Origin of the sequence: Thiobaca trueperi (assembly GCF_004342175.1) — a bacterium.
Classification (GTDB): Bacteria; Pseudomonadota; Gammaproteobacteria; order Chromatiales; family Chromatiaceae; genus Thiobaca; species Thiobaca trueperi.
Genome location: NZ_SMAO01000004.1, coordinates 327,612 through 339,361, shown reverse-complemented (window position 1 = coordinate 339,361; position 11,750 = coordinate 327,612). Strand labels below are relative to the sequence as shown.

The 11,750-nt window shown below is 62.3% G+C and carries 13 protein-coding genes; 1 reads left to right on the top strand and 12 read right to left on the bottom strand.

The features are described 5' to 3' along the window. Window positions 1–39: 39 nt before the first annotated feature. Both EDC35_RS09685 and mazG read right to left on the bottom strand, forming a co-directional pair. Window positions 40–912 (bottom strand): DUF4743 domain-containing protein, encoded by an 873-nt coding sequence (locus EDC35_RS09685; protein ID WP_132977039.1) that lies wholly within the window; start codon window positions 910–912, stop codon window positions 40–42. Continuing rightward, window positions 899–1,711 carry a nucleoside triphosphate pyrophosphohydrolase gene (mazG, locus tag EDC35_RS09680; RefSeq protein WP_132977038.1) on the bottom strand — a complete coding sequence of 271 codons (813 nt, stop codon included), beginning with the start codon at window positions 1,709–1,711 and terminating at the stop codon, window positions 899–901. The genes EDC35_RS09685 and mazG overlap by 14 nt, the downstream gene beginning before the upstream one ends. A gap of 217 nt (window positions 1,712–1,928) precedes the next feature. Here mazG and EDC35_RS09675 point away from each other — a divergent pair, with 217 nt between their 5' ends. After that, a complete protein-coding gene (locus EDC35_RS09675; protein ID WP_132977037.1) occupies window positions 1,929–2,468 on the top strand; it encodes a zinc ribbon-containing protein in 540 nt (179 codons plus the stop codon). 30 nt (window positions 2,469–2,498) lie between these two features. Here the strand turns inward: EDC35_RS09675 and EDC35_RS09670 are convergent, their stop codons facing one another. The 10 genes from EDC35_RS09670 to lepA form a co-directional block, all read right to left on the bottom strand. After that, window positions 2,499–2,990, bottom strand: a complete 492-nt coding sequence (locus EDC35_RS09670) for a CvpA family protein (RefSeq protein WP_132977036.1) — start codon at window positions 2,988–2,990, stop codon at window positions 2,499–2,501. Between the two features lie 5 nt (window positions 2,991–2,995). Beyond that, the gene (locus tag EDC35_RS09665) at window positions 2,996–3,787 is read right to left on the bottom strand and encodes an SPOR domain-containing protein (protein ID WP_165903394.1); all 792 of its coding nucleotides are present in this window, start codon (window positions 3,785–3,787) and stop codon (window positions 2,996–2,998) included. A 132-nt stretch (window positions 3,788–3,919) separates the two neighbouring features. Further along, entirely contained in the window at window positions 3,920–5,218 is a 1,299-nt protein-coding gene (gene folC / locus EDC35_RS09660) for a bifunctional tetrahydrofolate synthase/dihydrofolate synthase (RefSeq protein ID WP_132977034.1), read from the bottom strand. Next, the gene (gene pdxJ / locus EDC35_RS09655) at window positions 5,215–5,958 is read right to left on the bottom strand and encodes a pyridoxine 5'-phosphate synthase (RefSeq protein WP_132977033.1); all 744 of its coding nucleotides are present in this window, start codon (window positions 5,956–5,958) and stop codon (window positions 5,215–5,217) included. Before pdxJ ends, folC begins: the two co-directional genes overlap by 4 nt. 123 nt (window positions 5,959–6,081) lie before the next feature. Then, window positions 6,082–6,855, bottom strand: coding sequence for a DNA repair protein RecO (gene recO / locus EDC35_RS09650; RefSeq protein ID WP_132977032.1), 774 nt, complete (start codon window positions 6,853–6,855; stop codon window positions 6,082–6,084). A gap of 263 nt (window positions 6,856–7,118) precedes the next feature. Further along, the gene (gene era / locus EDC35_RS09645) at window positions 7,119–8,039 is read right to left on the bottom strand and encodes a GTPase Era (protein ID WP_132977031.1); all 921 of its coding nucleotides are present in this window, start codon (window positions 8,037–8,039) and stop codon (window positions 7,119–7,121) included. After that, window positions 8,032–8,709 (bottom strand): ribonuclease III, encoded by a 678-nt coding sequence (rnc, locus tag EDC35_RS09640; RefSeq protein ID WP_132977030.1) that lies wholly within the window; start codon window positions 8,707–8,709, stop codon window positions 8,032–8,034. The genes era and rnc overlap by 8 nt, the downstream gene beginning before the upstream one ends. Continuing rightward, the gene (locus EDC35_RS09635; RefSeq protein WP_132977029.1) at window positions 8,706–9,092 is read right to left on the bottom strand and encodes a DUF4845 domain-containing protein; all 387 of its coding nucleotides are present in this window, start codon (window positions 9,090–9,092) and stop codon (window positions 8,706–8,708) included. Before EDC35_RS09635 ends, rnc begins: the two co-directional genes overlap by 4 nt. A 15-nt stretch (window positions 9,093–9,107) precedes the next feature. Then, complete coding sequence (gene lepB, locus EDC35_RS09630; protein WP_132977028.1) at window positions 9,108–9,911, bottom strand: signal peptidase I; 804 nt, start codon at window positions 9,909–9,911, stop codon at window positions 9,108–9,110. 34 nt (window positions 9,912–9,945) lie between these two features. Beyond that, a complete protein-coding gene (gene lepA / locus EDC35_RS09625; protein ID WP_132977027.1) occupies window positions 9,946–11,748 on the bottom strand; it encodes a translation elongation factor 4 in 1,803 nt (600 codons plus the stop codon). Window positions 11,749–11,750: the final 2 nt, after the last annotated feature.

The window sequence follows — 11,750 nt, the reverse complement described above, 5'->3', positions numbered from 1 at the left end:
TCCGCAAGTGCGATGAACTGAAGATGGATTCTGACAAGATTAGATGGTTTTTGCCTGACCGGGCAAGGGTACGCGCAGACCACGGAGAATCGCCAGATAATCCGGGTCGCTTTGCTCGATCAGGCCATGACGGATCAGAAAATCGATGATGACCAGATTGCAGTTGAGCTTGAATTCCCCGGTGTCACGGACCAGATCGCGCACCTCGGCCACCGGCAGACGATAGAAGGTCTCGACCTCGCCATCGGTGCAGCGCGGCACGAAATCATCGGGCAGTTCCAGATCGTAGCAATACATGACATCGGGTTTGAGACCGTGCTCCGAGTCGCGGCAATAGGTCACGGCCCCCACCGGTACCGCGCGATCCGCCAGTTCAGCCGGCATGCCCGCCTCCTCGGCGCATTCCTTGCGCAGATTTTCGGCGAAATCCAGACCATAGGGCAGACCTCCGGCCACCAGATGATCCAGACGCCCAGGATAATTGCGGCGACTCGCCGCGCGCCGTCCGATCCACATCTCGATGCCGCGTGCGGTTCGCACAAAGCCGTTGAGATGCTGCCCGAAGGCGCGCATGCCGAAGAAGGGCGCGCAGGCGCGGTCGATCAGACAGCGCGCCTGCTCCCGATTGCCGGGGGTCACCGGATACAGCTCGCCATGCAGCGGCTCGATCACGCCGGCCTCGGCCAGATGCTGCGACACCTCTGCGAGCACGGCGGTTCGCGTCGCGAAGTCAGCGGGGGCGTCGATCCAGTGCACGGCGTTTGCCGTCAGTCGAAAATGCGGCGGCCATCGTCGCAGCGCATCCGCCGCACTCGGGCGCAGACTGCCGATGCGCTCGCCATCGAGCAGAAATGGCAGGAAATCGTCCGGATTCCAGCGATTGCAGGCCCGGATCTGGTCAAGAAAGCTCATTGCGTCCGTCCATCTTGGCTAGATTCCAGAGATGTTCCATCTCGTCGCGCACCGCCGGCCCCGGCTCCAGCCCCTTGACCCGCAGTGCGGCCTCGATCTGTCCGAAGCGTCGCTCGAAACGCCGGTTGGCCGCGCGCAGCGCCTGTTCTGCATCAACCCCCATGTGACGGGCCAGATTGACGCAGGAGAAGAGCAGATCGCCGATTTCGTGAACGCGCTCGGTCGGGTCGGTCTGTTCAGCCAGCGTTGCGCGGCATTCGCCGAGTTCTTCCTCGACCTTCGCAAAAACGCCAGCGATGTCGTCCCAATCGAAAGCGACCCGCGCCGCCCGCCGCTGCAATTTCTCGGCACGCACCAGGGCAGGCAAGGCAGCCGCTACGCCAGCCAGCAGACTGTCCGTCGCGCCCTTGCCTTTGGCTGCGCGTTCGCGCGACTTTTCGCGCTCCCAGTTGGCATGCACCGCGTCGAGATCGGGCAGATCCAGCTCAGCAAAGACATGCGGATGGCGACGGATCAACTTGTCGCAGATCCCCTGCACCACCTGCCCGAAATCAAACAGGCCCGCTTCTTCGGCAATACGCGAATGAAAGGCGACCTGCAACAGGAGGTCGCCGAGTTCCTCGCGCAGGGCGGCCGGATCTTCCTGCTCAATCGCCTCGGCGACCTCGTAGGCCTCTTCCAGGGTATAGGGGAGAATGGTGCGAAAGGTCTGTTGCAGATCCCAGGGACAGCCGCGCTCCGGATCGCGCAGCCGTGCCATGATCGCAATCAGATCATCAATGGAAGCCTCTTGGCTCAAGCAATTACCCCACTCGCTCACTCAAGTTCAGGCATCATGTTAGCGGAGCCGCTACCGGTGGTCCATGCCAAGCGCACGACGACAGAATCAAAGCCCGACACCGACCCACGGCGCTGACAATGGCGCTAAAATCGCGATCAGGCGCATCGAAAACCCAGACCGAACCGAATTTGCGGTTCAAGCCGTTCATCCCAGCCGCATCCCCCGGAGACACGCAATGACCAGCGAGCAGAAGCACGAGACGACCGACAAACTGGTGCAGGCTTACGAGCAGATGCTCAGAGAGACGCACGAGACCATCGAGAAGACCCAGCAGGAATCCGTGCCCAAATTCCGTGAGATGCTGGAAAAGGCGCGCGACAACATGGTCGAACTCGGCGAGCTGACCCGCGAGGAGGCGCAGAAGGTTTCCGAATACATCACCCGCGATATCGAAGACGCCGCCAACTATATCGCCGAGACCGGGCAGGAAATCCACGACTGGTGGCGGTTCGATCTGGAACTGATCGAAAAACGCATGCTGGACATGTTCAAGCTGGTCGCCGATCAGACCAGCCTGCAACTGGCGCAATGGGCTGAGACCGCGCGCCAGATGAGCCTCTATCAGGCCGGCGAGATCACCGGCCCCGGCACGCTCGTTTGCGACCGCTGCGGCGCCGAGACCCATTTCGTCAAGGCCGGACGCATTCCGCCCTGCGCCGACTGCGGAGCCACCACCTTCCGTCGCAGGACCGACGGGGCGAGCGGAAAATCCTGATTAAAAAAGAATTTTTATGATGGACGCGGTTTAAAGCTGCTTGATCCATGCCTGAAGATCCGCTGGCGTCTGGCTGAGGATCCAGTCCGCCAGCACCTGGAAGTCGCCGATCAGGGTGGACTCACGCCACCAGGTATCTTCCGGCAAAGGCGTCAGGGCCACCAGAAAGACCGTCATCGCCACGATGACGCCACCACGCGCCGCGCCGAAGACGAGACCCAGTAGGCGGTCGATACCCGTCAGACCGGTCCTGTCGATGAGCCTGGTCAGCAGCGCGCCAAGGATGGCACCCAGAATCAGGGTGACGAACACCAGGGCGACAAAGGCCACCGCGATCCGCGCCGAGGGCTGCGAAAGCTGCGTCGTCAGCAGCTCGGCCACCTCGCGATGGAAGATCCAGGCGACCGCCAACGCCGCGATCCAGACCCCCAGTGACAGCACTTCGCGAATCAGACCGCGCGCCAGTCCCACCAGCGCGGACAGCACGATGATCGCAATAATGACGTAATCGACCCAGTTCATTTGAATCACTGCTGATAGCGTTGAACCAGAGGTTCGACCTTCTGTTTCTGGCGCAGTCTGTCAGCGGTCTGCTCGGCGCTCGTGCGATCCGCATTGGGGCCGACCCGCACCCGATAATAGGTCTTGCCCCGCACCTCGGCCTTCTCCACAAAGGCCGAAAAACCGTCACCCCGCAATTTCTTTTCGAGATCGTCCGCCGCCTGCGCACTGCCGAGACTGGCGACCTGCACAACCCAGGTCGGCATCCCATCGGCAGGCGAACGGGCGTTGGGGGCGGTCTTCTCGGGTTTGGCAGGCGTCGCCGTTTTCGCGGGCGGGGTCGCTGCCGGTTTAGCGGGAATCGCCGGCTTGGTGGTCACAACCGGCCTGGTGGGCGTGACCGGCTTCGTCGCCGCTGGTTTCGTGGGAGTCGCTGCTGGTTTCGTGGGAGTCGCTGCTGGCTTGGCAGACGACTGGTTGAGCCGATCAGGCTGAGGTGCGGAATCGATCCGGCGCGTTCTGTCGGGCTGGCTGATCTGACCTGGCGCGACAAGCGGGGGGGCGAACGCCAGATCGTCCGTCTCAGGCGGCTCGCTTTCGACTGCCGACAGATCGCCATCCATCACCGGCAAATCGGCGTCCGCCGTACCCCGTGCTGATTCAACCGGAGGGCTCAATGTCGCCGGCTCGAAGCGGCTCGCAAAATCCGGTTCAGTCGGCAGCGGGCTTTCCACCATCGGCGGCACCGACACTTCCTCCTCGAACAGCATGGGCACAAAGATCACCGCCAGCGCGACGACCACCACTGCCCCAGTCAACCGTCTTTTGGCTCCTTCTCGCATAGCTCTTTACCCCAGATAGCGAACGCCGCCGCATCCGGCCGCGCGATGAGGGGGTCGATGCCTGGCCGACCCGCAACAGACAGCGGAGTATACCTGTCGGGATTGGAATCAGGTATCGGCAGGCGCACCGCACGTCGCATCAGCGTGACAGCGCAGTGCCTGACCGACGGTCGTGAAGGAGCCGACCACCACCAGTGTGTCGCCTGGAGCGGAGGCGGCACAGGCGGCATTCAGCGCCATCTCGACCCCGGTAAAGCAGCCCGTCGGCGGCGCTGGCAGCACGTCTTTCAGCCTTGCGGCGAGACGCTCGACCGGCAGCGCCCGCGCATCGTCGCTCTGCGCCAGATACCAGTCATCGACCAAGGGCAGCAAAGGTTGCGCGATGGATTCCGGCTCCTTGTCGGCCAGCACCGCCAGCACCGCCCGCACCCGACCGGGAGAGGCGAAGGCGCGCAGATTGGTCGCCAGCGCCTGCGCAGCGGGACCATTGTGCGCCACATCGAGAATCCAGGTCACAGCGCCCGGCAGCACCTGAAAGCGTCCGGGCAACTGGGCGCGCTGCAAGCCGATGCGCAGGGCGTTGACCGGCATCGGCAGACGCTCGCGCAACGACTGGAGCGCCGTGATGGCGGCAGCGGCGTTGTCCAGTTGAAAGGCGCCGCGCAGGGCCGGAATCGGCAGCGCCAGGCGCTCGCCCTGCGGGCCGCGCCAGATCCAGCCGGCATCCGCTGTCTCGCGCTCAAACTCGCGCCCGAGTTGGAGCGGCACGGCGCCCAGACGCCCGGCCTCCTGACGCAAGGTCGGCGGGGCATCGCGCTGCCCCATGACTGCCGGGCGACCGGAGCGAAAGATTCCGGCCTTCTCAACGGCGATCAAATCCAGGGTCTCACCCAGCCAGTCGGTATGATCGCGCCCGATCGAGGTCACGACCGAGACATCCGCATCCAGCAGATTGACCGCATCGAGCCGCCCGCCCAGACCGACCTCCAGCACCGCCAGATCCGGCCGCTCGCGGGCGAAGAGATCAAGCGCGGCCAGGGTGCCGAACTCGAAATAGGTCAGCGCGATCTCGCCGCGCGCCGCATCGATCCGCGCGAAGGTCTCGCACAGCGCGGCGTCAGAGACCGGCTCGCCATCGATGCGGATCCGTTCGTTGTAGCGCAGCAGATGCGGCGAGGTGTAACAGGCACAGCGATAACCCGCCGCCTGAGTCATGGCCTCGACCATGGCCACGCAGGAGCCCTTGCCGTTGGTCCCGCCAACCGTGATGACCGGGAAGGGCAGCGGATTGGGGCCAAGCCGCTTCCAGACCGCCGCCACGCGCTCCAGCCCCAGGTCCATGCGTTTCGGATGCAGCCTGACCTGCCAGTCGAGCCAGTCGGAGAGGGTTGTGAATCGGGGGTTCATCCGAGACAAAGGCGCCTCATGTCGCGCACCGCCTGATCCAGTCCGGTGAAGAGGGCGCGGGCGATGATGGCGTGACCGATATTGAGTTCACGCACACCTGGAATGGCTGCAACGGCCTGGACATTGTGATAGTCCAGCCCGTGACCGGCGTTGACCTGCAAGCCGAGCGAGCGGCCCAGATCGACGGCCCGGCGGATTTGCGCCAGTGTTTCCGCACGTTCCGCAGGGGTGCTCGCCTCGGCATAGTGTCCGGTGTGGATCTCGATCACCGGCGCGCCAATCGCGTGCGCGGCCTCGATCTGCGCCGGATCGGCATCAATAAAGAGCGAGACCCGCACCCCGGCCTCGGCCAGACGGGCGCAGAAATCGGTCAGGTAAGGCTGATTGCCCGCCACATCCAGACCGCCTTCAGTGGTCAGCTCCTCGCGCCGTTCGGGGACCAGACAGCAGTCGGCGGGACGGATACGGGCGGCAACCAGACCCATCTCGGCGGTTGCCGCCATCTCCAGGTTCATCCGGGTCTGAAGAATGCCGCGCAACAGCTCGACATCCCGGTCCTGGATATGACGCCGATCCTCGCGCAGATGCAGGGTGATGGCGTCCGCGCCGGCCTGTTCGGCCACCAGTGCGGCCTGGATCGGCTCCGGATAACGGGTGCCGCGCGCCTGGCGGATGGTGGCGACATGGTCGATATTGACGCCGAGCAGAACCCCGGCGGATGGTTGAATGTCTGGCTGCATGGTTTTTTCGTTGGTAGGGGCGAATTCATTCGCCCTGGCAGTTGGCAGTTTGTAGGGGCGAATTCATTCGCCTAGGCAGTTGGCAATGATGATCTGTCGGCCTGTTCTGCAACACCACTTTTTTCACGCGGGTTCATGCTCGATACGATGAAGATCGCCATACCAGCGCCGATAGAGTTCACGGCTTTGCAAGGGGCGCTCGCCCAGATGGGGCGCGAGCGCCTGTCTGCACAGCCTGCGCGCTTCGTGGCGCTGCGTGGGCTCCAGCGAGATTCCCCTCGCCAGCGCCAGCAGGGTTGAACCGGACAGGATCGGCTCGCGGGTGCCCGGTGCCGCAGTCTGCACACCGCGCTCGATCTCGAAGTAATAGGACCGATCCGCCCGCACGGGTTCACCGCTGTCGGCCTCGCGATCCAGCGTCAGTCCATAACCCAGCTCGGCCAGCAGACGCAGTTCGAATTGACGCAGCAGGGTGTCGAGATCGTCTGCTTTGGCCAACTGCGCGAGCGCGGCCTGATAAGAATCGAACAGACGGTCATGCGGATCCTGACGGCCAAGCAGACGAATCAGCAGTTCATTGAGATAGAAACCGGCCAGCAGCGCGCGTCCCTGGAGCGAGATCGGACGCCCCGCGCCTTCGATCCGGGTCAGGGTGCGCACCTCGCCGCGCCCGACGACCGCAAGCCATAAGGGCTGAAAGGGTTGCAGCAGGGCGCTGGCCGGATTGCGTGGCCGACGCGCGCCTTTGGCGATGGCCGGAAAACGCCCCTGCCCGCTGCCGAAGACCTCCAGCAACAGACTGGTATTGGTGTAATCGCGCCGGTGCAGGACGAAGCCCTGGAACCCTTGTACTACGGGAGGATTTTCAAAATGGACAGGATTGACAGGATTTTGCATGATTGACAGGGTTTTTTAGGCCATTGTTTTTAAACCGCGCCCAGCACGGTATGCGATCTTTGTGGATCAAATCGGCCCTGGCAGACTCAAGGATTATCGGAGATGGCGCGGTTTAAGATATTAAAAAATATAAAATTTTAAACCGCGTCTCCACTGAGGTTGGTGACATCTCCAAAGTCAAACACAAACTGAAAACTACGCATATCGCGCTGGACGCGGTTTAAACACAAACTGAAAATGACGCATATCGCGCTGGACGCGGTTTAATGGTCTTCGCTGTACCCAAGACTCGCAATGGCGGCCTCGTCGCTCGACCAGCTCTTTTTGATCTTGACCCAGACTTCCAGATGCACCGGGCAGTCGAAGAGCTTCTGCATCTCCTGACGCGCCTGACTGGCGGCGGCTTTGAGCGCCTCGCCCTGTTTGCCGATGATGATCGCCTTCTGGCTCGGGCGCTCGACCCAGATCAGGGCATGAATCCGATAGCGGCCATCGGCTTCTTCGAAACGCTCAATCTCGACCGATGTGCGGTAAGGCAGTTCCTCGCCGTAACGCTGCATCAACTGCTCGCGCATCAGCTCGGCGGCGAAGAAGCGTTGTGAGCGGTCGGTGATTTGATCCTCCGGGAACAGCGGCTCGGCCTCCGGCAGGGCCGCGATAACCGCACGTTCCAGCGCCTCGACCTGATCCCCGTTGGTCGCCGAGACCGGAATCAGGGTCAGAAAATCATGGCGTCCGGCGAGCGTTTGCAGATAGGGCAGCAGCGCCTGCTTGTCCGCGACCCGATCCACCTTGTTGACGACCGCGATCACCGGCACCCCGGCCTGAGCGACGGCCTCCAGCGCCTTGGCGTCTTCATCGGTCCAGCGCAGTGCCTCGACGACCAGGAGCGCCAGATCGGTGTCAGCAAGCGTCGCCCGCGCGGCACGATTCAGATAACGGTTGAGCGCGCTGCCGCCACGCTCATGGATGCCCGGCGTATCGACAAAGAGGATCTGCCCCTCTGAACGGGTCTTGATGCCGAGAATGGCATGGCGCGTGGTCTGAGCCTTGTGCGAGGTGATCGCCAGTTTCTGACCGAGGATGCGGTTCAGCAGTGTCGACTTGCCCACGTTGGGACGCCCGACGATGGCGACATAGCCGCAGCGCCCGGCAATGGCTTCGGACAGCTTGGGGTCAGACATTTTCGATTTGCTCCAGCATGGCTTGGGCGGCGGCCTGTTCGGCGCGGCGGCGACTGCTGCCCTCGCCCTGGGTGCGCACATCGGCATCCGCGAGCACACAGGCGACATGAAAGATCTGATCGTGCTGGTCGCCGCCGATGCTCAGCACAAGATAGTCGGGCAGTGGTCGCCGGCGCGACTGCAACCATTCCTGCAGACGGGTCTTGGGATCCTTGCCCGAGCGGGTCGCACTGGTCTCATCGAGCCGGTCCGCGAAGAGATCCATGACTACGGCACGGGCAGTGCCAAAACCGGCGTCCCGATAGACGGCGCCGAGCACAGCCTCCAGCGCGTCGGCCAGAATGGAATCGCGCGCATGGCCGCCGGTGCGCAACTCCCCTCCGCCCAGTCGCAGATAGTCGCCAAGACGCAGTCCCCGCGCCAGGGCGGCGAGCGATTCGCGCTTCACCAGCGAGGCGCGCATCCGGCTCAGGGTGCCTTCGTTCGCCTCGGGAAAGCGTTCCCAAAGCGCCTCGGCAATGATGAAACCGATCAGCGCATCGCCCAGAAACTCCAGACGCTCATTATTCACAGGCCCGGCGCTGCGATGCGTCAGACCCTGCTCCAACAGATCCTGCCGCTGAAATGAGTGTCCCAGGGCATGCGCCAGACGACGCGGGTCAGCATTCACGGCAGCCTGACTTCCACCTGATAGTCGAACATCACCACGGCATCGACATTGAAGAAGAGATGTCGGCGGTCTTCATAGCTGAGGATCAGGTTATAAACATTGTTATCGACCTTCTCGATGGCGAAATCGTCCTTGACGCTGCGGTCACGCAGATTATTGACGTCCATTCGTTTGCTGACCGCGTTCAAAATCCCCCGGGGACCGCCTTCGATCATCTGGGGCTGTTTGGCGACTTCGGTCATGATGGTCCGAATGGTCCAATAGTTGAGATAAGCCGGTCCCATCTTAAGCAGAATGGTGATGAAAAACGTGGCCAGACCCACAATGAGGATGAATCCCAGCATCCCGATGCCACGCTGACGCGATTGCGATCGTCTGTACATTGCCTATATCTCCGGTTATTGGATTCCACCACCCAGGCGCGACCAGGCGATGGGGAAGCCCTCGCGCTGTCCGTCCCAATGCATCCAGATCCCAAACGCCCTGCCCACCAGATTGTCTTCCGGCACGAAGCCCCAGCACCGGCTGTCGGCGCTGTTGTCGCGATTGTCGCCCATGACGAAGAAGTGACCCGGCGGCACCCTGACCGGCCCGTCCGCCAGCACCTGACAGTTGAACGGCAGGTTCGGCGCATTGGGTCGGGTCAGCATGCGATGATCGACCCCGCCCAGGCTTTCCAGCGCCTCGCGCGCCCCGGTCATCTCGCTGCCGGATCCAACCCCAGCATACGACCCGATGGGCAGTTGAGCCATGGGCTCACCATTGACGAAGATCGTTTTATTGCGATAGGCGATCTCGTCTCCGGGCAGACCGATAACACGCTTGATGTAATCGATCCGGGTATCCAGGGGGTATTTGAACACCACCACATCGCCGCGCTGCGGATCGCCAACGGGGATGATCTTGCTGTTCAGCACCGGCAGACGCAGACCATAGGCATATTTGTTGACCAGGATGAAATCGCCGGTCAACAGGGTCGGCATCATCGAATTGGACGGAATGCGGAAAGGCTCGACCACGAATGAACGCAGAATGAGCACCGCAAAGATGACCGGAAAAAAGGAGCGCGCGTACTCGACCAGCACCGGTTCCTTTTTACCCGATAAACGACGACGCGGCGCGAAGAGACGGGCATCAAGCAGCCAGATACCGCCGGTCAGAACGGACGCCAGGACGAGAAAGGCAGGGAAATCAAAGGTCATACAGGACTCTTTAAACAGGTGAAACGAATTTGGATCAATGATCCTTGCCGACCTGAAGCACGGCCAGGAAAGCCTCCTGCGGAATATCGACCTTGCCGACCTGCTTCATCCGCTTTTTGCCTTCCTTCTGCTTCTCCAGGAGCTTGCGCTTGCGGGTCGCATCGCCGCCATAGCATTTGGCGGTCACGTTCTTGCGCAGGGGCTTGACCGTGGTGCGGGCGATGATCTTGCTGCCGATGGCGGCCTGGATCGCGACCTCGAACATCTGACGCGGAATGAGATCCTTCATGCGGACGGTCACGTCATGCCCGCGCGTCTGCGAGAGCGAGCGATGCACGATCGATGAGAGCGAATCGACCTTGTCGCCATTGATGAGGATGTCCAGCTTGACCAGATCGGCGACCTGAAAACGCTTGAACGTATACTCGAACGAGGCGAAACCGCGGCTGCACGATTTGAGCCGGTCGAAGAAATCGAGCACCACCTCGCTCAGGGGCAGCTCATAGCTCACCTGCACCTGTCCGCCCAGATACTGGATCTGCTTCTGGACGCCGCGTTTTTCGATGCAGAGATTGATGACCGAGCCCAGATAATCCTGCGGCACCAGGATATGGGCCTCGATGATCGGCTCGCGCACCTCGCTGAATTTGCCCGGCTCCGGCAGGTCGGCGGGATTGTCGATCTTGATGACCTCGCCGTCGCTGCGCAGCACCTCATAGACCACGGTCGGGGCGGTGGTGATGAGATCGAGATCGTACTCGCGCTCCAGCCGCTCCTGGATGATCTCCATGTGCAGCATGCCGAGAAAGCCGCAGCGGAAGCCGAAGCCCAGCGCCTGCGACACCTCGGGTTCGTAATTGAGCGCCGCGTCGTTGAGCCGCAGCTTACCGAGCGCCTCGCGCAGATCTTCGTAATCGTCCGAGATCACCGTATAAAGCCCGGCGAAGACGCGCGGCTGCATCTGTTTGAAGCCGGGCAGCTTGTCGGCTGGCTGATCGGGGCGGGTGATGGTGTCGCCGACCGGCGCGCCGTCGATCTCCTTGATGCCGGCGATCATATAGCCGACCTCGCCCGCGCGCAGCACCTCGCGCTCGGTCTTCTTGGGGGTGAAGACCCCGACCGCATCGATCTGCTGGGTGCGCCCGGTGGACATGATGAGAATCTTGTCGCGGCGGCGCATCTCGCCGTTCATGACCCGCACCAGCGAGACCACGCCGACATAGGGGTCGAACCAGGAGTCGATGATGAGCGCCTGGAGCGGCGCGTTCGGATCGCCGGTTGGCGCCGGGATGTGCGCGACCAGCGCCTCCAGCAGATCGTCGATCCCCTCGCCGGTCTTGGCGCTCACGCGCAACGCGTCCTGCGCATCCAGACCGATGATTTCCTCGATCTCCTTGATAACCCGTTCGGGTTCAGCCGACGGCAGATCGATCTTGTTGAGGACCGGCAAGACCTCCAGACCCTGCTCGATGGCGGTATAACAATTGGCGACGCTCTGTGCCTCGACCCCCTGCGCGGCGTCCACCACCAGCAGCGCACCCTCGCAGGCCGCCAGCGAGCGCGAGACTTCATAGGAGAAATCGACGTGTCCTGGGGTATCGATGAAATTCAACTGATAGGTCTGACCATCGCGGGCCTTGTAGTCGAGCGTCACGCTCTGCGCCTTGATGGTGATGCCGCGCTCGCGCTCCAGATCCATCGAATCCAGCACCTGGCTGGACATCTCGCGGGCGGTCAGCGCACCGCTGATCTGGATGAAACGGTCGGCAATGGTCGATTTGCCATGATCGATATGGGCGATGATCGAAAAATTACGGATATGGCTGATGTCGGTCATCG

What these genes read in the sequence shown, in the direction of transcription:
- EDC35_RS09685 (WP_132977039.1), bottom strand. Translation starts at nt 912, where the DNA reads ATGAGCTTTCTTGACCAGATCCGGGCCTGCAATCGCTGGAATCCGGAC.
- EDC35_RS09675 (WP_132977037.1), top strand. Translation starts at nt 1,929, where the DNA reads ATGACCAGCGAGCAGAAGCACGAGACGACCGACAAACTGGTGCAGGCT.
- EDC35_RS09670 (WP_132977036.1), bottom strand. Translation starts at nt 2,990, where the DNA reads ATGAACTGGGTCGATTACGTCATTATTGCGATCATCGTGCTGTCCGCG.
- folC (WP_132977034.1), bottom strand. Translation starts at nt 5,218, where the DNA reads ATGAACCCCCGATTCACAACCCTCTCCGACTGGCTCGACTGGCAGGTC.
- pdxJ (WP_132977033.1), bottom strand. Translation starts at nt 5,958, where the DNA reads ATGCAGCCAGACATTCAACCATCCGCCGGGGTTCTGCTCGGCGTCAAT.
- recO (WP_132977032.1), bottom strand. Translation starts at nt 6,855, where the DNA reads ATGCAAAATCCTGTCAATCCTGTCCATTTTGAAAATCCTCCCGTAGTA.
- era (WP_132977031.1), bottom strand. Translation starts at nt 8,039, where the DNA reads ATGTCTGACCCCAAGCTGTCCGAAGCCATTGCCGGGCGCTGCGGCTAT.
- EDC35_RS09635 (WP_132977029.1), bottom strand. Translation starts at nt 9,092, where the DNA reads ATGTACAGACGATCGCAATCGCGTCAGCGTGGCATCGGGATGCTGGGA.
- lepB (WP_132977028.1), bottom strand. Translation starts at nt 9,911, where the DNA reads ATGACCTTTGATTTCCCTGCCTTTCTCGTCCTGGCGTCCGTTCTGACC.
- lepA (WP_132977027.1), bottom strand. Translation starts at nt 11,748, where the DNA reads ATGACCGACATCAGCCATATCCGTAATTTTTCGATCATCGCCCATATC.